The following is a 20,396-nucleotide window of genomic DNA, read 5'->3' on the forward strand; positions in this document are numbered from 1 at the left end:
CCACCGGATTTCGTCACATGCCGATTCTCGAAAGCAAACTCAACCCGCGCGGCGAAGACTTTGCACGCAACGCGTCCGCGATGCAGACCGTGGTCGACGAACTTCGCGCACGCATCGCGCAACTGGCCGGTGGCGGTGGAGAAGCCGCGCGCAAGAAACACACGGGCCGGGGCAAACTGCTGCCGCGCGATCGCGTGCAGCAACTGCTCGATCCGGGCTCGCCGTTCCTCGAACTCTCGCAACTCGCCGCGACCGGCATGTATCACGACGACGCACCGGGTGCAGGCATCATCACGGGCATCGGGCGCGTGTCCGGTCAGGAATGCGTGATCGTGTGCAACGACGCCACGGTCAAGGGCGGCACGTACTACCCGATGACGGTCAAGAAGCACCTGCGCGCGCAGGAGATCGCCGAGCAGAACCATCTGCCGTGTATCTATCTGGTGGATTCGGGCGGTGCGAACCTGCCCAATCAGGACGACGTCTTCCCCGATCGCGATCACTTCGGCCGCATCTTCTACAACCAGGCGCAGATGTCCGCGCAAGGCATTCCGCAGATCGCCGTGGTGATGGGATCGTGCACGGCCGGTGGCGCGTATGTGCCCGCGATGAGCGACGAGTCGATCATCGTTAAGGAGCAAGGCACGATTTTCCTCGGCGGCCCGCCGCTGGTGAAGGCCGCGACCGGCGAAGAAGTGAGCGCCGAAGACCTCGGCGGCGCCGATGTCCACACGCGTCTGTCGGGCGTGGCCGATCACTTCGCACAGAACGACGCCCACGCGCTGTCCATCGCACGCAGCATCGCGGCAAACCTGAACCGTCGCAAACCGGCGAGCGTGGCGGTGAAAGCACCGGTCGAGCCGAAGTACGACGCCCGCGAACTGTACGGCGTGATCCCGGCCGACACGAAGAAGCCGTTCGATGTGCGCGAGGTGATCGCGCGTCTGGTCGACGGCTCCGAGTTCGACGAATTCAAGGCACGCTACGGCACCACGCTCGTGTGCGGCTTTGCGCACCTGTGGGGCTATCCGGTCGGCATCGTCGCGAACAACGGCATTCTGTTCTCCGAGTCTGCCCAGAAGGGCGCGCACTTCATCGAGTTGTGCTGCCAGCGCAAGATCCCGTTGATCTTCTTGCAGAACATCACGGGCTTCATGGTCGGACGCAAGTACGAGAACGAAGGCATCGCCAAGCACGGCGCGAAGATGGTGACGGCAGTCGCCACCGCGAACGTGCCGAAGTTCACCGTCATCATCGGCGGCTCGTTCGGCGCGGGTAACTACGGCATGTGCGGTCGCGCCTACTCGCCGCGCTTCCTGTGGATGTGGCCGAACGCACGCATCTCGGTGATGGGCGGCGAACAGGCGGCGTCGGTGCTCGCGACCGTCAAACGCGACGGCATCGAAGGCAAGGGCGGCCAGTGGAGCGCCGAGGAAGAAGACGCCTTCAAGCAACCGATCCGCGATCAGTACGAGCGTCAGGGCCATCCGTTCTACGCGAGCGCGCGCCTCTGGGACGACGGCGTGATCGATCCCGCCGACACCCGTACCGTGCTCGGCCTCGGGCTGTCCGCCGCGCTCAACGCCCCGATTCCGGAAACGCGCTTCGGCCTGTTCCGCATGTAAGCGGATGCCATCCGCTGCCTCGGTCCCGGTCCATCAAGGAATTCATCATGAATCTCGCAACGCTCAAGTTCAGTGTCGACGCTCACGTCGCCACCGTCACGCTCAACCGCCCGGACGTGCGCAACGCGTTCAACGAAACCGTCATTGAAGAACTGACGGGCACGTTCCGCGCGCTGGCCTCGAACGACGACGTGCGCGCCATCGTGCTCGCCGCCGAGGGCGTGGCGTTCTGCGCCGGCGCCGACCTGAACTGGATGAAGAAGATGGCCGGGTACTCGGACACCGAGAACCGAGCCGACGCCATGACGCTCGCCGTCATGCTCAACACGATCTACCGCTGCCCGAAGCCGGTGATCGCGCGCGTGCAGGGCGACACCTACGCCGGCGGAGTGGGACTCGCCGCGGTGGCCGATATCGTCGTCGCTGTCGACACGGCGCATTTCTGCCTGTCGGAAGCCAAGCTCGGCCTGATTCCCGCGACCATCGGCCCGTACGTGATTCGTGCGCTGGGCGAGCAGGCGTCGCGCCGCTACTTCGTGACGGCAGAGCGCTTCCCGGCGGCCACGGCGCAACGTCTCGGCCTGGTGCACGAGGTCGTCGCCGCCGATGCGCTCGACAGCACGGTCAGCGCGCTGGCCAAGGCGCTCGTCGACAACAGCCCGAACGCCGTGAAGGAATGCAAACGCCTCGTGCAGGACTTCGCCGGACGCCCCATCGACGAAGCCGCCATCGCCGACACGGCGGATCGCATCGCGAAGATCCGTGCGTCCGACGAGGGCCGCGAAGGCGTGCGCTCGTTCCTCGAGAAGCGTTCGCCGTCGTGGCGCGACGCCTCCTGAGTTTAGAGGCCGCACCCGCCGATATCGGCACGCTTCATCGGTTACAAAATTTTTTTGGGAGGGGTGACAGCGGAGATGCCGCAACGTTACCGGCGAGATTTACGAACTTGTCGATAACATCTTTTTACGGCTCACAAAATAGCTAGTTCTCGCATTAATTCCGCCTATTGCCCTGCCAAATCGCTTTGCCTACCATGCGCCCATCCCCCACCTCCGGCCACGTGCAGCAATCCGCAGTCCCCTGCACTGCACAGGCCAGCCGGACGAACGACGTGCCTAGTGCACGTTACGACGTACGTGATGAAGCACGTCGTGAGTTCCGGCCCTCCAAGGAGTCAAAGATGGACGCCTCCCTGCGCCCTCCTGTCGCGAATGCCGCCGATACCCAGGCAGGCATTCGTGGCAACCCCGGCGACCTGGCCGCGCGCAGTCTGCGGCAGGTCTGGCACCCCTGTACGCAGATGAAGCAACAGGCAAAGCTCCCCCTCGTCGCGCTGTCTCACGGCGAAGGTCCCTGGCTCGTCGACACCGACGGCGAGCGCTACCTCGATGCGATCAGCTCGTGGTGGGTCAACCTGTTCGGCCATGCGAACCCGCGCATCAACGCGGCGCTCGTCGATCAGCTCGGCCGCCTCGAACACGCCATGCTCGCGGGCTTCACGCACGAGCCCGTGGTGTCGTTGGCTGAACGGCTGTCGGCATTGACCGGCGGTGTGCTCGGCCATGCGTTCTTCGCGTCCGATGGCGCGTCCGCCGTCGAGATCGCGCTCAAGATGAGTTTTCATGCGTGGCGCAATCGCGGCCACGAGAACAAGCGCGAGTTCGTGTGCGTGCGCAACGGCTATCACGGTGAGACGCTCGGCGCGCTCGCAGTGACTGACGTCGCGCTGTTCCGCGATGCCTACGACCCGCTGCTGCGTCACGCGCATGTCGTGGCGTCACCGGACGCGCGTCTCGCACGCGATGGCGAAAATGCCATCGACGTGGCCCGACGCGCCGCCGCCGAACTCGACACGCTGCTCACCGAGCGCGAGGGACGCATCGCCGCCGTCATCGTCGAGCCACTCGTGCAATGTGCGGCGGGCATGGCGATGCACGACCCCGAATATCTGCGCCTCGTGCGCGCGCTGTGCGACAAGCACGACGCGCACATGATCGCCGACGAGATCGCCGTCGGTTGCGGCCGCACAGGCACGTTCTTCGCGAGCGAGCAGGCCGGCATCTGGCCCGATCTGCTCACGCTGTCCAAGGGCATCAGCGGCGGCTATCTGCCGCTCTCGCTGGTGCTCTCGCGCGACGCGATCTACGACGCCTTCTACGACGACGACACCGCACGCGGCTTCCTGCACTCGCACTCGTACACGGGCAATCCGCTCGCGTGCCGTGCGGCACTCGCCACGCTCGACATCTTTGCCGACGACGACGTGCTCGCCGCCAACGCCGTGCGCGCTGCGCGTCTCACGCAAGCCCTCGCGCCGCTAGCCGACGATCCACGCGCGAAGCACTTCCGTCATCGCGGCATGATCTGGGCGTTCGACGCGGTGCTGCCGGAGGCACAGGGCGCCGCTGGTGCCTTCGCGAAGCGCTTCTATACCGAAGCCCGCGCGCGCGGCGTGCTGCTGCGTCCCATCGGCTCGACGGTGTATCTGATGCCGCCCTACGTGCTCGACGACGGCACCGTCGACTGGCTCGCCACGCAAACGCTCGCGGCGTTCGACGTCACCATGCAACACATCGGTTCCGGTGCGGAGGTGACGGCATGACGCAGCATCCCTTGCTCGATCGTCTCGACGCCGGCCTCGCGGAAATCGACCGCCAGCATTTGCGTCGTCGCCATCGCGTGGTGTCCACCCCGTGCCGTCCGCACGTGGAAGCCGACGGCCGCCCGGTCCTCGCTTTCGCCAGCAACGACTATCTCGGCCTTGCTGCCCATCCGAAGGTTGTCGACGCGCTGGTCGAAGGCGCGCAGCGCTACGGCGCGGGCAGCGGTGCATCGCACCTCATCAGCGGCCATTCGCAGGCCCACGCAGAACTCGAAGACGCGCTCGCCGAATTCATGTCGCCGCATCTGGTGGACGCTCGCGCGCTGTACTTCTGCACCGGCTACATGGCCAATCTGGCGACGATCTCGGCGCTCGCGACCAAAGACGCCGAGATCTTCTCCGAAGCGCTCAATCACGCGTCGCTGATCGACGGTGCACGTCTGTCGCGCGCGCGGACCCACGTCTATCCGCACGGCGACGTCGACGCGCTCGCGGCACTGCTCGAAGCGAGCACCGCCGAGACGAAACTGATCGTCACCGACGGCGTGTTCTCGATGGACGGCGACATCGCACCGCTGCCGCAATTGCTGGCGCTCGCGGAACGTCATGACGCCTGGCTGATCGTGGACGATGCGCACGGCTTCGGCGTCGTCGGTGAGAACGGGCGCGGCGTGTTCGAACACTTCGACATGCGCTCGCCGAACCTCGTCATCATCGGCACGCTCGGCAAGGCGGCCGGAGTGGGTGGTGCATTCGTGGCGGCGAACCGACGTGTCGTCGAGTGGCTCATCAACCGGGCGCGTCCGTACATCTTCACGACCGCGGCGGCGCCGTCGCAAGCGCACGCGTTGCTTGCGAGCCTGAAGATCATTGCGGGCGACGAAGGCCGACAGCGTCGCGCGACGTTGCAGGCGCGTATCGCACAACTGCGCGACTCGCTCACGCTCACACACTGGCGTCACATGGTCTCGCCCACGGGCGTGCAACCCATCATCCTCGGCGAGAACGCCGCGGCGCTGCATGCGCAAGCGGGGCTGGCCGAAGCCGGGCTGTGGGTGCCGGCGATTCGACCGCCGACGGTAGCGCCGGGGACGTCGCGTCTGCGCGTCACCCTGAGCGCCGCGCATACGGCCGAAGACGTCGAGCGCCTGACCCGCGCCATCAACCAGCTCGATCGCGACTGGGAGGCACATGCCCATGACTGACCGGAACCTCTCACTCGACGTCACCGATGTCGGCATGCCCGCTGAGCGCGCGACACCCGCGCGTCACGCGTTCTTCGTCACCGGCACCGATACCGAGATCGGCAAGACGCTCGTTTCGTCCGCACTGTTGCACGCCGCGGCCCGTCGCGGGCTGGTGTGCGCCGGGCTGAAGTCGGTGGCGGCCGGCGCATCGGAGCACAACGGGCGCTTCGTCAATGAAGACGTCGAGCAGTTGCATCAGGCGAGCAATCTGAAGCTGCCCGACGACTGGTATTGCCCGTATGTGCTCAAGGACGCCACCGCGCCGCACATCGCTGCCGCTGCCGAGGGCATTGCGCTCGATTGCAGCGTGATTCGCGCCGGTTATGCACGCATTGCCGCGCGCGCCGATCTGGTGATCGTCGAAGGCGTCGGCGGCTTTCGCGTGCCGCTCGGCCCCGACGCGAGCGCGCCGGATACTGCCGATCTCGCACGTCAGCTCGGCTTGCCGGTGATCCTCGTCGTCGGCCTGCGTCTGGGGTGTATCAGCCATGCGTTGCTCACCGCCGAGGCGATCACCTCGCGCGGTCTGACGCTCGCAGGCTGGGTGGCGAATCACGTCGATCCGGACATGCGTCATGTCGACGCGAACGTCGACGCGATTGCCGCACGACTCGGCGCGCCGCTGCTCGGGCGTGTGCCGCATCTGCCGCACCCCGACGCGGCCACCGCCTCCGGCTATCTCGACATTGCGCCGCTCGTCGACGCGGCGCTGCCTCGCGCAGCGCAGTCGCTCACGACACGGCCACACACGGCGCCCTGAGCGAACCTCGCTCGAGCCCTTCATCGAACATATCGAATCCACAGAATTCAAGGAATCCCACCATGCAAGTTCACGCCCACACCGCCGCTCACGGACACGACGAAGCCCTGCGCCGCAACGACACGCCCTGGACCGTTACCGACATCGAAGCGCTGTTCGCCCTGCCGTTCAACGATCTGATCTTCCGCGCGCAGCAAGTGCATCGCGAGCATTTCGACGCCAACGCCGTGCAACTCTCGACGCTGCTCTCGATCAAGACCGGCGGCTGCCCGGAAGACTGCGCCTACTGCCCGCAGTCCGCTCGCTACGACACCGGCGTGGAAGCCGAGAAGCTCATGCCCGTCGAGGAAGTCGTGGCCGCCGCCCAGCGCGCCAAGGACGCCGGTGCGACCCGCTTCTGCATGGGCGCTGCATGGCGCAGCCCGAAGCCGCATCAGGTCGATGCCGTGGGCGAGATGGTGCGCAGCGTCAAGGCGCTTGGCCTTGAGACGTGCGTGACGCTCGGCATGCTGCGCGATGGTCAGGCCCAGCAACTGCGCGACGCCGGTCTGGACTACTACAACCACAACCTCGATACGTCGCCCGAGTTCTACGGCCAGATCATCACCACGCGCACGTATCAGGATCGTCTGGACACCCTCGCCCGTGTGCGCGACGCCGGGCTCAAGGTCTGCTGCGGCGGCATCGTGGGTCTCGGTGAGACCCGTCGCGAGCGCGCCGGTCTGATCGCGCAACTGGCGAACATGTCCCCGTACCCGGAGTCGGTGCCCATCAACAACCTGATGAAGGTCGAGGGCACGCCGCTCGAAGACAACGAGAGCGTGGACCCGTTCGATTTCGTGCGCATGATCGCAGTCGCACGTATCACGATGCCGCGCGCCATGGTGCGTCTGTCGGCCGGTCGCGAGATGATGGACGACGCGCTGCAATCGCTGTGCTTCCTCGCCGGCGCGAACTCGATGTTCTACGGCGAGAAGCTGCTCGTGACGCAGAACCCGCAGGCCGAACACGACCGCGCGCTGCTCGCACGCCTGGGCATGCGCACGTCGACGGAAGACAAGCTCGGCACGGAAAGCGTCGGGAGCGCCGAGAGCGCCGACGCCTGCGACCCGCTCAAGCCCTGCGCCACCCACTGAACGGGACGTCGGACGACCGACGCTGACGGGTTGGTGTAGACGGATTGACGCGTAGAAGGATTGACGGACGAAAGACCGCCACAGCGACGACATCGCGCAAGACGATTCGCTGTGGCGGTCGAGCTGATTAGCAAAGAGAATGGTGCAAGTGCCCCGGCCTGCCGTCACAAGCGGCATCGTCGGGGGCAAGCGCCGCCCAAATCGATCATTTTCCGGAGGCAACATGTTCGACAAGATCCTCATCGCCAACCGTGGCGAAATCGCCTGCCGTGTGGCGGCTACGGCCGCACGGCTGGGCATTCGCACGGTGGCCGTCTATTCCGACGCCGACGCGCACGCCAAGCACGTTGCCGTGTGCGACGAGGCCGTACACGTCGGCGGTGCCGCCGCACGCGACAGCTATCTGCGCATCGACGCCATCATCGACGCCGCCCGCGCGACCGGCGCTCAGGCCATCCACCCGGGCTACGGCTTCCTGTCCGAGAACGAGGCGTTTGCCGCCGCGTGCCACGAGGCAGGCATCGTCTTCATCGGCCCGCCGGTCGGCGCCATTCACGCGATGGGCAGCAAAAGCGCCGCCAAGACACTCATGGAAGGCGCAGCCGTGCCGCTGGTGCCCGGCTACCACGGCGACAATCAGGACCCTGAATTCCTCCACGCACGCGCCGACGACATCGGCTACCCCGTGCTGCTCAAGGCCAGCGCAGGCGGTGGCGGCAAGGGCATGCGCGTGGTGGAACGCAGCGAGGAATTCCGCGCCGCGCTCGCCTCGTGCCAGCGCGAAGCCGCCAGCAGCTTCGGCGACGAGCGCGTGCTGGTGGAGAAGTATCTGACGCGTCCGCGTCACATCGAGATTCAGGTGTTCGCCGACACGCACGGCAATTGCGTCTATCTGTTCGAGCGCGACTGCTCGGTGCAGCGTCGTCACCAGAAGGTGCTGGAAGAAGCGCCGGCGCCGGGCATGACCGAAGCGCGTCGCCGCGCAATGGGCGAGGCGGCCTGCAATGCCGCACGTGCCGTCGGCTACGTGGGCGCGGGGACGGTCGAGTTCATCGCCAATCAGGACGGCTCGTTCTACTTCATGGAGATGAACACGCGTCTTCAGGTGGAGCACCCCGTCACCGAAATGATCACCGGCCTCGATCTGGTCGAGTGGCAGTTGCGCGTGGCCGCCGGTGAAGTGCTGCCGCGCAAGCAGGAGGAACTGCGCATCCACGGACACGCGCTCGAAGCGCGTATCTACGCGGAGAATCCGGACAACAACTTCTTGCCGTCCACCGGAACGCTGTCGACGCTGCGCCCGCCCGCTGCGGTGCAGTTCGAGATCGGTGCCGCAGCCTCTCCGGCATCCGTGCGTATCGATTCGGGTGTACGCGAGGGCGACACCATCTCGCCGTTCTACGACCCGATGATCGCGAAGCTGATCGTGTGGGGGCAAGACCGCGACGAAGCGCTCGCCCGCATGCGTCGCGCACTGGGCCAGTACCGCGTGGTCGGCGTGCAGACGAACATCGCATTCCTCGGACGCCTCGTCGCCAGCGAACCGTTCGCCGGTGCCGATCTCGACACGGGCCTCATCGAGCGCCATCGCGACACGCTGTTCCCGGCCGCCGCCCCGGTGCCCGCCACGACGCTCGCGCTGGCGGTGGCCGCACAGCTCGGTCGCGAGACCGTCGTCGGCCTGCGCAAGTATCAGGATAGCGTCGACCGTCATTCGCCGTGGCAGTCGGCGACCGGCTGGCGGCTGAACGGCGACTACCGCCGCACGCTGTCGTTCGATCATGGCGAGACGCGTCTCGACGTCATCCTCACGAGCAATGCGCAAGCCAGCACGCTCACGGTGGACGGACAGACGTATCCGTATCGCTACACGCACGACGCCAGCGTGTATCGCGTGACGCTCGGTGAGCGTCGCGTGCAGGGCCATGTGGACTTCGAGCATGAGACGGCTCACGTCTTCGCCGACGGTCAGTCGTGGACGCTGCGCTGGCACGATCCGCTCGCACAGGCCGGTGCGCAGGAAGGCGGTGAAGGCCGTCTGACCGCGCCGATGCCGGGCAAGGTCATCGCCGTGCTCGCGCCCGCCGGGACGAAGGTCGAGAAAGGCACGCCGCTGCTGGTGATGGAAGCGATGAAAATGGAACACACCATCAGCGCACCGGCCGATGGCGAGATCGAAGAAGTGCTGTACGCCGTGGGCGATCAGGTGCCGGAAGGCGCGCAGTTGCTGGCGTTCAAGCGGTAAATTGCATTGCAGCGCACGGCGCCGTCCGACTCACACCGAGTCGTGCGCCTGTGCGCTGAAAATCACCTGACGCCGGAATTGCTCCGGCGTCAGTCCCGACTGGCGCGTGAACATCTCGATGAAGGCCGAGGGCGTCGCGTAGCCCAGATCGAACGCGATGGACTTCACGGTGCGTCCCGCCTCCAGGGCATCGATGGCGCGGAAGAAGCGCATGCGCTGACGCCATTGCCCCAACGTCATTCCCAATTCCGTCAGACAGTGACGCGCGAACGTTCGCTCCGTCATGGAGACCGTCGTCGCCCATGCCTCGACCGTGCGGTTATCGCCGGGCTCGCTTTGTAACGCTTCCAGCACACGCACCAGCGACGGCGATCTCGCCTGTGGCAGAAAACGCGGCTCGGCCGGGGCCAGTGCGATCTGGTCAACGAGCACATGCGCGAGACGCTTGTCGGCTTCGGTCGCCGGGCAGGCCACGCCGCGCTCGGCGAAGTCGCAGAGAATCGCGCGCAGCAGGCCGCTGATACGCAACGTCGCGGCATGGGCAGGGAGCGCGCTCGCCAGCGAGGCGTCGATGTACACCGACCGGTAGATCACGGCTTCCGCGTTGAAGCTCGCATGCGTAGCCTTTGGCGGCACCCACACGGCGTACTGCGGCGGGGAGAGAAACCGCGCGCCCTCGATCTCGATCTGCATCACGCCATTGGCTACGTAGCTGAACGTGCCCCAGTCATGGCGATGCGGCACCCACGCGGTCTGCGCATCGAACTCGTCGTAGCGGAAGTAGACCGGATACGGCAGGGTCTTGAAACTCGGCCAGTTGTAGCGGACGGTCATGGCGAATGGAAAAGTCAGAGACTATCGGCAATGCATACGCGCAGGCGTACATCTCCAGGACAACCGATATGCGGGCATCTTACCTTTGCACCCGCCGCCACGGCGAATTTCGCGCCGGCCGTGCGCTGCGCTTGCGAGTCGATAGTCCGCAGAGTCGCAGCAGGTTAGTCCTGCAAGCAGCGTTGCCTATACCGAAGAAGGCGAGCCTCGTTTGCGTCGCGCAATGCCCGTGCATCCGATAACAAGGCTCGACTGCGGAATCTGCCGCCTGGTGTCATGCTTCGGGCTAGCGCGATTTGCGTCGGCCTCCGACGCCGGCGGTCATCCCCCGCGCAGCACTACCTTCCTTTGCCTCAGGAGAACGTATGAACATCGGATTTCTCGGACTCGGCACGATGGGTGCCCCCATGGCGCGCAATCTTCTCAAGGCGGGCTTCCCGCTGCGCGTGTGGAACCGCTCGCCCGGCCCCGTCGATGCGCTCGCGGCCGAGGGCGCCGTGCCGACGTCCAGCCCCGCACACGCCGCGCTCGGCAGCGACGTGCTCATCGCCATGCTCGCGGACGACGACACCTCGCGCACCGTGCTGGTCGACGGCGGCGCCCTGAGCGCGCTTACGCCTGGTGCCATCGTCGTGAACATGGCGACTGTGTCGCTCGCGTTCGCCCGCGAAATGCGCACGCAATGCGAAGGCCTCGGCCTGCGGTATGTCGCGGCACCGGTGCTCGGACGCGTGAACGTCGCCGAAGCCGGCAAGCTCAACATTCTGGCCGCTGGCGCCGCCGACGTCATCGACACGGTTCAGCCGTTGTTCGACGCGCTGGGTCAGCGCACCTGGCGCTTCGGTGACGCGCCCGAACAGGCGAACGTCGTGAAGCTCGCCGGCAACTTCATGATCGCGAGCGCCATCGAGGCGATGAGCGAAGCCGCCGCGCTCGCCGAAGGGCACGGCGTGGCAGGCAGCGATTTTCTCGAGATGATCACGGCAACGATGTTCAACACGCCCGCTTACACCGGATACGGTGCGGCCATTTCGAAACAAGTCTTCGAACCGGCGGGATTCAAACTGGCACTCGGAGCCAAGGACGTGCGCCTCGCATTGCTTGCCGGGGAAGCGGCGAACGTGCCGATGCCGTTTGCGAGCGTGTTGCGTGACAACCATCTCGACAGCCTTGCGCACGATGAGGGCCAACTGGATTGGGCAGCATTGTCGCGCGTGGCCTTGCGCCGCGCGGGTCTGCGCAGGGACGACAACTGACGGAATCGAGAGATACGCGCGAAGCGGGTCGCTTCGCGTGACCGCTTTTCGCGGGGTTTGGGCGTGTTTCCTAAGGAGGGTTCCTAGAAAATCCGTTGGCGACCGGGAGTGGCGGTCGCTGCCATGCGGACTTACGTTGTTTCGGAATTTTCATAAGGAATCCGAATAGGGGTTCAGAAATATTCTCGGTGTCGATTTCAACCAAGCGCGCAAAAGCGCCCGACACCATGAACCAACGTCCACACTCGAAAACCGGCCTGCGCGCCCTCGCGCTCGCCGCATCGCTCACGTTGCTCGCCTTGCCGGCGAGCGTTGGCGCGCAGAGCAACGTCACGCTTTACGGCACGATCGATTCCGGCTTCGTACACGCCAACCACACGGCGGGCGCCAGCGGCCCTGAGTCGTTCTCCGGCATCACGAGCAACATCATCGGTGGTAGCCGCTGGGGCCTGCGCGGCACGGAATCGCTCGGCAACGGCCTCTCCGCGCTGTTCCAGATCGAGAGCGGCTTCAACGCCGTGAACGGCAGCATGGGCAATGGCGGCCTGGCCTTCGGTCGTAAAGCCATCGTCGGCCTGAAGGGCGCCGAATGGGGTGAAGTCACGATCGGTCGTCAGTACGACCCGGTCGTCAATCTCGTGCAGGGCCTGACCGCCGACGGCGTCTTCGGCGGCTTCTTCGCCACACCGGGCGACGTCGACAACTACGACAACGGCGCGCGCATCAACAACTCGATCCGCTACGCCACGCCGAACTTCGGCGGCCTGCAATTCGAAGGGATGTACGCGACCGGCAACGTCGCGGGCAAGGAAGGCGCAGGCCGGTCTTACGGTCTGGCGGGCGCCTACAGCAATGGCCCGATCGCACTGGCGGCGGGCTACTTCTTCGCCGATGGCGGCAGCAATCGCGGCGTCTTCACCGGGAATCCCGACTGGCCGTATCGCGAATGGACCAGCAGCGCCGGTTCGCTGTTCAATTCGCCGATCAATGCCGGTTTTCGGACGGCGAGCAAAGTGCGCATTGCACGCGTCGGCGCGAAATACGCCGTGGGGCCTGCAATTCTCGGTGTGTCGCTCTCGAACGCGCAGTACGCAAGCGATAGCCTGTCGCTGTTCACCGGCACGGCGAAATTCGACACCGTCAATGCGTTCGCCACCTATGCGCTTACACCCGCCATCAACACCGGCATTGGCTACAGCTACACACGCATGCGGTCCGACGGCACGATCGGCGCGCATTACAACCAGTTCAATGCGGGGGTCACTTATGCGCTGTCCAAGCGCACGTCCACTTACGTCATCGGCGGCTATCAGCAAGCCGTGGGCAAGACGCTGAATCAGGGGCGTGCCGTGGAAGCCACCGCATCGGTCGGGTCGTACGGTCTCGACGCCGGTGCGCGCACGCAGCTGTTACTCGGTATGGGCCTGAAGCATAGCTTCTGATCGTCGCCTCACACCGTTATCGGCCCGAACGCAAGTGAGCACGCGGGTTCGGGCCGATTTCGCCATGAATTCAACGCGCTTTAAATTCAAACGAATGTTTGGAATATCAATGCCATTCGTCTAAAAAAATACACTATTTACGATTTTAAGGGTTTACCCTATTCGGGAATCTCATTAGAATTCACTCCATTGAAGTTACATGCAGTTGCAGCCGGCAGCACTCACGCTTTTTGATTTCCCCACGAATTCGATGCGCACCGGTTTATCTGGCGCTGCCATTGTTTCCGGGAGAAGTGTTGTGGCTTTCGTAAGTTGGTTGTTCATCGCGGCATTCGCCATTTCGATTTCGGCAGCGCGTGTGAAGCAACTGCATCGTCGGGCGATGCGCAATGCAGCATCGACGCATGTGGAGCGCGTGCTGCGCTACCGCCGCAGTCATCGCGTGACGGCATGCCCTCGCATTCAGTTCAAGGATGCCGCGTAAGCCAGCGACATCCGGTAGTTGGTAGTGGATGTAGCAGTAGCAGTAGCAGTAGCAGTAGCAGTAGCAGTAGCAGTTCGGAAGTTTGTGTTTCTCGTAGTTCCGCTTTATCGGCGTTATCCGAAGTTGCAGTTCAATCCGCAGTAGCAGTTCAGCAAGTCGCAGTATCGCAAGTTCGAAGTCTGCATCGCTGTACACGCATCACCCGCAGTCCTGTAGTTGGAAGGTCTCGCATCAACGCAGTATCCCGTCATACCCAGCAGTCTCTGTAACACTTCGCAGTCATCGCAATATTGGCAGTACCCGCAGTAGCAGCAACAGGCAACGCTGCGCAGTCCCTGTCGCCGACGTCTGGTGACGATCGTTGCCGCGATTTATCGATTGATCGCTTTATCGCTGTATCCGTAGTTGCAGTTCGCAGTACTCATGCTGTATTCCGGCGCAAGTCTCATGGCCGGATGGAGAGTCATCCCTCCCCGTAGTTACGAGGCATCGCTCTCACGCGTCAGTGCCGTACCGCCGCCCGCGCATCACTCAGGCGGCGGATTGCGCGCCCACAGCCTCGTATTGCCCACGTGTTGCATAAGACAACCGACGCCACGATCACACTTCGCGTGCCTCGTCGGAACCGACCTCGTCGTCACGATGACGCGATGCCGTTCCTTCGTTGTATCCGCGACGTTCGCCGTACCGGCCGATCCAGCGCAGTCGGATCCGGCTCGCCTGCGTTATCGCACAGGCGCTTGGCATGCGCTTCATCAGAGCGTCATGCCCGATGTTTTGAAAAAGAGAAAATTGAAAGTCATGAACACCGACCTAGAGCGCGTTACCCTCACCATCACGCTGCACCCGAACGACCTGAAGCAACTCGATCACGCCTGTCAGCGCGTAGGTATGCGCCGCGAAGATTTCTGCGTCCTGGCAACGCATCTGGAAGGTGCCCGGGTGCTCAATGGCGAGGGGCTCGCAGCCCTGGCTCGTCCGTTCAGCTTTGCTGCCGCGCTGCCGGCCGCATTGCGCGGCGCATTCACGCGCCTCTGCGCGCGCTGATCGGCGCAGTGGGCTGTCGGCCGCGCATGCGCCGTCAGCCCCTTCAAATCGTCAGCTCTCCCCGCCCCTCTTCCAGTCCCGCTCAGCATCGTTCCAACGCCGCACAGCAGCGATGACTCGTCCGTGTTACGGCGTAGCGGTGGCTTCCGTACCATCCGCCCGATCTCGATACGCGCTGGAATCGAGCACCACCATCCCGTCGCGCCCCTGACGCTTTGCCCGGTACAACGCCCGGTCAGCTTGCTGAAGCCACGCCTGCGGCGTATCGAATGCCGTGCAGAACGGCACGAGTCCGATGCTTACCGTGCACTCGGCCAGCGCGACCCGCTGAGCATCCTCCGACGACATCGTCGCTTCGGCCTGCGCCACGCGGGCGCGCAGGTCGGCGAGCAGCCGATGCATCAAATCGCGTCCCGCCACTTCGCCGGTGTTGACCAACACCGCACCGAACTCTTCCCCGCCGTAGCGCCCCACGGCGTCGATGTCTCGCAGACGCTGACGCAGCAGTCCGGCGAAGCGTCGTAACGCGGTGTCGCCAGCGGCATGCCCAAGCGTGTCGTTGATGCGCTTGAAGTGATCGAGATCCATCAGCACCAGACACGCCGGTTGCCCGGTGAGCACGCAATGCGCATGGACCTCGGCCAACCGCTGCTCCCATGCACGGCGATTGAGCAGACCGGTCAGCCCGTCGTGTCGCGACAGATGCTCCATCTCACGCGAGCGTTGCGCGAGTTTCTGCGCCAGATCGTAAGTCACCTTGCCGAGTGCAATGGGATAGAGAATCACCATCGGCAAGCTGGTCACGACATTGAAAGTGTCCGACGCCGGCGACCACATGAAGCCGAGCACGGCAATACCGATCAGTCCACCCGCCACATTCGCAAGCAACCCCTGAAGGAACAACCGCACGCCACCCGCACCGATGTTGTCCATCGACATCATCGCGAGCACGACCACGCTGGGCAGCAGATTGAATTGCATCGCGACAACCCAGAAGCCGCCGAACGCCGCATCGATCATCAAATTCGCGCGTTCGGCGCGATACGGCACCGGGCGCGAGAGCGCCAGCGTACATGCCAGATGCGGCCAGAGGAAGCCATGGAAAATAACGAGCGCCCAGAGCCAGAGCGAGGTGGGAGGCGATTGCCGGTAGAAGACACCCGCGACACAGAAAAAGCCAATGCCGAGACCGATGGTCCGCAGACGATAGATGCGTCGCACGAACCGCTTGCCCTTCCCCGCGAACGCCGGATCGATACCCGCAGCGGATGACAAGGAAGACGAAGGCGACGCCGTGTGGCGTTGTTGCGTACCGTCGGCACGTGCCTGACGGTCTTGTTGACTCACTGACACCATGCTGCTCCGATCACCCATCACGAATCACGAAACGCGCACGATGCCATCGCACCGTGGGACCGGGGATTGCCGACGTCGCGCAAACGCTACGTACGCTACGTGGAAGGCCCGGAAGCGCCATTTTACCTGCGGCCAAGGGCGGGGGGCCACCGGCGGGCGAGCAGCAGGTGAGCAGCGGGCAAACGGCGGTGACGCGGCGAGTGAACAACCGCTTGGCGACGGGTGGGCACCGAGCGGCCGCGCATCCCCCTCGCCGATATCAGACGCGATTCGACGGGTCGGACGTCGCGTCTGAAAACCCTTATCTTTTGTCTGAAATTCGCTATGTGACGGTCACGGTTCGGGCGGACAATCTGCTCCAGTTCGCACTTCACCGCCGGTCGGCCACCCGACCGGCACACTGCATCGAATCATGGCCAATTTCATTCTGCCGCTGACAGCCGTCCTTATCTGGTCGGCCAACGTGATCGTCAACAAGCTCGCCGTAGGTCACATCTTTCCCGCCGAGATTGCGTTTCTGCGCTGGTTTGCCGCGTGGCTGATCCTCACGCCACTCGCCTTGCCCAAGCTGTGGCGCGCGCGCCGGGATCTGGTGCCGCACGTGGCGCAGTACGCCACGCTCGGCGTGCTCGGCATGGCGCTCTATCAGGGCATCGCCTACTCGGCCGCGCATTACACGAGTGCCACCAACATGGGCATCATTCTGGCGCTGCTGCCGCTCACCACGCTCGCGCTGGCCGTCGTGATGCTGGGCGACGCGCTCACCGCCGGCGCGCTGGCGGGCGGGTTGCTCTCCATCGGCGGCGTGTTGCTGGTGGTCGGCCATGGCTCGCTGCTGCATCTGGCCGATCAGGGCATCGGCGTGGGTGACGCCATGATGGTCGTTGCCATGCTCGCCTACGCGTTCTACTGCGTGCTGCTGCGCAAATGGCATCTGCCGCTCGCGCCGCTGCCGTCGCTCTACGCGCAAATCACGTTCGCGGTCATCGCATTGCTGCCGTTCTATCTGATCTCGCAGAAAGCCGGCATCTCCATGGATAACCTGCCCGAGCTGGCCTTCGCGGCCATCCCGGTCTCGGTCATCGCACCGTTCATCTGGATGGTCGGGGTGGCACGCATCGGACCGCGCCGCGCCACCGTCGTCATCAATCTGGTGCCGATCTTTACGGCATTGATCGCCGCCTTCGGCCTCGGCGAGCATCTCGCGGTGTATCACCTCGCGGGCGGCGCGCTGATTCTCGGTGGTGTGACACTGGGCGAAAACTGGCATCGGCCGATTCGCAAAGCGCGTGAACCGATGCCTGCTATCGCGGATGAATTGGGAAGTGTCCGATAAATTTTGCGCTATCAGCGTCGCCGACTCTTTATAGAGGCCCGGCTGTAACGCATGGGGAGTAGAGCGATATAACGTCGCAAGGCGCGGGGGGATTGATTACGCTGTGTGACTCGTCAACGGAGTCCCGCCATGCAAACGAATCCACTCGCGCTGTTCGGAGACCACCTGGCCCGCCTGCGGAAAGCGCGCGGCTGGTCGCAGGAGAAGCTGGCGCTCGAGAGCGGTCTGGCACGCTCTTACGTCAGCGGTATCGAGCGCGGCAGACGCAACGTCGCGCTCGTCAACATCTGCGTGCTGGCAGACACACTCGGCGTGCCCACGTCCGAGATGCTGCGCTTCGCTCAGGCATCGGCAGGCGCCGAAGATGTCGCCATGCAGTCCGAGCGCACGCCGCTGCCGCAAATCAGCCGTTCCCTGTGCAAACTCGAAAACCGCGATCAGGTCTGGCTCGCGGAAATCATTCGAAGCCTCAGTTCCCGCCTGAGTCATGCCACGCCGCCCGCCGGTGCGGCGGTGAGTGCGGAGGCTCATGCGCAACCTTCCGGCGATGCCCATGCGCCTGCCTTCGCCGAAGATCGCAACGCTTTCGACACGCTGTGCGACGGGGACGGAGACGAGGCAGGCGCCACAGGCGACGACGCAGACGAAGCGAACGAGCGGCGCATGACGACCGACACCGGCCTGCCCCGCCCGCCATATGACGGCGGTCCGGCACGCACGCCGATCCGTCCGGATTTCGAATCGCGCTTTCCGACACACCGCCCGCTCGTCACATCCGCACCGTCGCAGACATCGGCACAAGCGAGCTACGCTGCCAGCGCGCCACTCAGCGATACCGAAACTGCCCGTCCGTCGGCGACTGTCGACGCATCGGGTGCCGTCGGCAAGGTGACACCCATCGGCGATCCCATGAACGTGCGACAGGTGCCTTCGGACGCCTCACGTCCAAGCACATCCGAGGGACGCCCGCATGACGACACGTTGCGTATGCGTCGCAACGACGACGAGTGAGCGATTCTGCAGCAATTGATTCTTAGGACATCGCGCAAAGTCCCCCTGCGTTATCGGGGGCACGACGCGCACATTCGTCTCGTAAGAGTCACTGTTTAACCTATTAGAAATAATCAGCCCAGACGTGCGCGACGCTTGCATTCATGCGTCGCGTCGTGACAGCGCATGCGAGCGCGCACGTCAATGGCGACAGGAATGACAGCGCTTCGACGGCTACGGCAATTTCGCACGGCTCGACACAACATCCGGCTCAGCCCGTCAACATCGAGTGACATCCCAACGCGGAACCTTTCAGAATCCCCGCTCTACTTCATCCGGTCAGACCAGTGTCACACTGCGCGGCGCGGGTTGACGCAAAGGCGGCCACACGCTTCGCCTCCATCGGACGAAGCGCCGCGTGATTACGCGGTACGCGAAATAGCGCCACCCATATCGTCGGGACGACAGCGCTCGTTGTGCCTTCTCCGAAAGTCCACAAAAAATCTGCGAGGCGCACCCGGTAGTTCGTGCCTCACAAACGAGGGACACCCGAGGCACCGCCCCCGATGCCGGATTTTTGTTCCAATCTTCTCGTCCCTAACAAGGAAACTTTTTTATGGACACCAATTTATTCCGATTCGGCAGACATCTCGCCGGTTTGCGCAAGAAGTACAACTGGGCGCAGGACAAGCTTGCGCTGGAGAGCGGTCTGGCGCGTTCCTATCTGAGTGGTGTCGAGCGCGGCAAACGCAACATTTCGCTGCGCAACATCTGCATTCTGGCCGACACCTTGGGGTTGCCGCCGCACGAGCTGCTGGCGTTCGACGCGTCGGGCGGTCTGGTAGCGGACGCGGGCGTTGCGGCGCCCTGCGATCCGTATCCGTCGCTCAATCGTGCGATGCAGAAATTGTCGGATCGCGATCAGGCATGGATGGCCGATCTGGTGCGCACGTTGAGCCTGCGACTGGGGCACGGTATGTTGCGCGACGAATGACAGCGACACGCGTATTCGCCGCAGCAGACTTGCCGCGCCCGACGTCACCGGGGCACGACCGGCTCGACGGGCATTGGCGACGGACGACGGGCCGCGCATGGCACATCGGTGCCTGGCGCGCGGCGCGCAAACGCTCAGTCGTTGCCGAGGAAGGCGTCCACGGCGAGATGGAACGCAATCGGATTGGCGAGGTTCATGCCGTGCGAAGCGTCCTGAATCAGCATGCGGCGGGCTTCCGGCATGGCGTGCGCGAGCGCGTTCAGCACGTCCGGATAGGGGGGCGGACTCTCCGCGCCGCCCATCAGCAGCACCGGCGCGTGCAGTGCGCCCAGGGCGTCGATCGGCAGCGGCGTGCGAGGCTCGGCCACCTGACCGATGAGGGTGCGGGCGTTGTCGCGCACCATCTGCTTGAACCACGGCACCATGCGGCGCCATGTGTCGGGGCCGCTGACCGTGTCGATGAACAGCGCGAGCCCACCGTCGACATCGCCGCTCTCGATCGCTTCCAATGCCTTCTGACGGAAATTGCCGCGTTCGCTATCGAGCGGCACCTGTATCGGTCCGCCACTGATCTCGACACCGGGATCGGCCAGAATCAGCGAGCGCACGGTGTCGGGGGCGAGCAAGGCGGTGCGCAGCGCGACATAACCGCCGCGCGAGTGGCCGAGGACGTGAACCGGACCCACGCCGAGCGCCGTGATGAACGCCGCCAGATCTTCGGCATGCTGCTCGCCGGAGAAGGAACCGTCGTGGCCATTCCAGGCTTCGGGGAAATAGTGGCGCAGACTCACCGAGATGACACGCCGACGCTGTCCCAGCGGAGCCATGTTCGGTTTGAAGTAACGGTAGTCGCAGAGCGACCCGTGGACCAGCACTAACGGGGCGCCGACGGCATCGGCAGGTGCGGGGGTTTCGACGTAGGCCATGGGATAGCCGTTGACGTCGATGGTTTGCGGTGCAGGAACCGGCATGGGGGATGCTTCTGGTAAGACGAAGTCGCCAGTATAGCGAGCTTGGGCGGCGAATGCGGCGCCGAACGCGC

The 20,396-nt window shown here is 64.5% G+C and carries 16 protein-coding genes and 1 pseudogene; 14 read left to right on the forward strand and 3 right to left on the reverse strand.

Annotated elements, in window-relative coordinates; translation table 11 throughout:
• Positions 1–17: 17 nt before the first annotated feature.
• The 7 genes and pseudogenes from A9762_RS17065 (at position 18) to A9762_RS17095 (ending at position 9,615) form a co-directional block, all read left to right on the forward strand.
• Positions 18–1,625 carry a carboxyl transferase domain-containing protein gene (locus tag A9762_RS17065; protein WP_069343211.1) on the forward strand — a complete coding sequence of 536 codons (1,608 nt, stop codon included), beginning with the start codon at positions 18–20 and terminating at the stop codon, positions 1,623–1,625.
• Positions 1,626–1,672: 47 nt separating this feature from the next.
• On the forward strand, positions 1,673–2,464 hold the full coding sequence (locus A9762_RS17070; protein ID WP_069343212.1) for an enoyl-CoA hydratase/isomerase family protein: 792 nt from the start codon (positions 1,673–1,675) through the stop codon (positions 2,462–2,464).
• A gap of 341 nt (positions 2,465–2,805) precedes the next feature.
• A complete protein-coding gene (gene bioA, locus A9762_RS17075; RefSeq protein ID WP_240493598.1) occupies positions 2,806–4,227 on the forward strand; it encodes an adenosylmethionine--8-amino-7-oxononanoate transaminase in 1,422 nt (473 codons plus the stop codon).
• On the forward strand, positions 4,224–5,432 hold the full coding sequence (gene bioF / locus A9762_RS17080; protein ID WP_069343213.1) for an 8-amino-7-oxononanoate synthase: 1,209 nt from the start codon (positions 4,224–4,226) through the stop codon (positions 5,430–5,432). The genes bioA and bioF overlap by 4 nt, the downstream gene beginning before the upstream one ends.
• Complete coding sequence (gene bioD / locus A9762_RS17085) at positions 5,425–6,234, forward strand: dethiobiotin synthase (protein WP_083254018.1); 810 nt, start codon at positions 5,425–5,427, stop codon at positions 6,232–6,234. The genes bioF and bioD overlap by 8 nt, the downstream gene beginning before the upstream one ends.
• 137 nt (positions 6,235–6,371) lie before the next feature.
• Positions 6,372–7,370, forward strand: a pseudogene (gene bioB, locus A9762_RS17090) (biotin synthase BioB); the annotation flags it as partial.
• A gap of 223 nt (positions 7,371–7,593) precedes the next feature.
• On the forward strand, positions 7,594–9,615 hold the full coding sequence (locus tag A9762_RS17095) for an acetyl/propionyl/methylcrotonyl-CoA carboxylase subunit alpha (RefSeq protein ID WP_069343214.1): 2,022 nt from the start codon (positions 7,594–7,596) through the stop codon (positions 9,613–9,615).
• A gap of 30 nt (positions 9,616–9,645) precedes the next feature.
• Here A9762_RS17095 and A9762_RS17100 read toward each other — a convergent pair whose 3' ends face one another.
• On the reverse strand, positions 9,646–10,449 hold the full coding sequence (locus A9762_RS17100) for a helix-turn-helix domain-containing protein (RefSeq protein ID WP_069343215.1): 804 nt from the start codon (positions 10,447–10,449) through the stop codon (positions 9,646–9,648).
• A 365-nt stretch (positions 10,450–10,814) separates the two neighbouring features.
• Here A9762_RS17100 and A9762_RS17105 point away from each other — a divergent pair, with 365 nt between their 5' ends.
• The 4 genes from A9762_RS17105 (at position 10,815) to A9762_RS17115 (ending at position 14,678) form a co-directional block, all read left to right on the forward strand.
• Entirely contained in the window at positions 10,815–11,705 is an 891-nt protein-coding gene (locus A9762_RS17105; protein ID WP_069343216.1) for an NAD(P)-dependent oxidoreductase, read from the forward strand.
• A 227-nt stretch (positions 11,706–11,932) separates the two neighbouring features.
• Positions 11,933–13,147, forward strand: a complete 1,215-nt coding sequence (locus A9762_RS17110; protein WP_069343251.1) for a porin — start codon at positions 11,933–11,935, stop codon at positions 13,145–13,147.
• A 298-nt stretch (positions 13,148–13,445) separates the two neighbouring features.
• Complete coding sequence (locus A9762_RS28580; RefSeq protein ID WP_139133268.1) at positions 13,446–13,631, forward strand: hypothetical protein; 186 nt, start codon at positions 13,446–13,448, stop codon at positions 13,629–13,631.
• 765 nt (positions 13,632–14,396) lie between these two features.
• Positions 14,397–14,678, forward strand: coding sequence for a hypothetical protein (locus A9762_RS17115; RefSeq protein ID WP_139133269.1), 282 nt, complete (start codon positions 14,397–14,399; stop codon positions 14,676–14,678).
• 126 nt (positions 14,679–14,804) lie between these two features.
• Here the strand turns inward: A9762_RS17115 and A9762_RS17120 are convergent, their stop codons facing one another.
• The gene (locus tag A9762_RS17120; RefSeq protein WP_240493599.1) at positions 14,805–16,025 is read right to left on the reverse strand and encodes a diguanylate cyclase; all 1,221 of its coding nucleotides are present in this window, start codon (positions 16,023–16,025) and stop codon (positions 14,805–14,807) included.
• Between the two features lie 421 nt (positions 16,026–16,446).
• Here A9762_RS17120 and A9762_RS17125 point away from each other — a divergent pair, with 421 nt between their 5' ends.
• The 3 genes from A9762_RS17125 (at position 16,447) to A9762_RS17135 (ending at position 19,354) form a co-directional block, all read left to right on the forward strand.
• Positions 16,447–17,370, forward strand: coding sequence for a DMT family transporter (locus A9762_RS17125; RefSeq protein WP_069343218.1), 924 nt, complete (start codon positions 16,447–16,449; stop codon positions 17,368–17,370).
• Positions 17,371–17,499: 129 nt separating this feature from the next.
• Positions 17,500–18,381, forward strand: a complete 882-nt coding sequence (locus A9762_RS29455; protein ID WP_083254020.1) for a helix-turn-helix domain-containing protein — start codon at positions 17,500–17,502, stop codon at positions 18,379–18,381.
• 595 nt (positions 18,382–18,976) lie between these two features.
• Positions 18,977–19,354: a helix-turn-helix domain-containing protein gene (locus A9762_RS17135; RefSeq protein ID WP_069343219.1), complete on the forward strand. Its 378-nt coding sequence runs from the start codon at positions 18,977–18,979 to the stop codon at positions 19,352–19,354.
• Positions 19,355–19,488: 134 nt separating this feature from the next.
• Here the strand turns inward: A9762_RS17135 and A9762_RS17140 are convergent, their stop codons facing one another.
• Positions 19,489–20,325: an alpha/beta fold hydrolase gene (locus A9762_RS17140; RefSeq protein ID WP_069343220.1), complete on the reverse strand. Its 837-nt coding sequence runs from the start codon at positions 20,323–20,325 to the stop codon at positions 19,489–19,491.
• Between the last annotated feature and the right edge of the window lie 71 nt (positions 20,326–20,396).

It is taken from the genome of Pandoraea sp. ISTKB (assembly GCF_001721285.1).
GTDB classification, from domain to species: Bacteria; Pseudomonadota; Gammaproteobacteria; order Burkholderiales; family Burkholderiaceae; genus Pandoraea; species Pandoraea capi.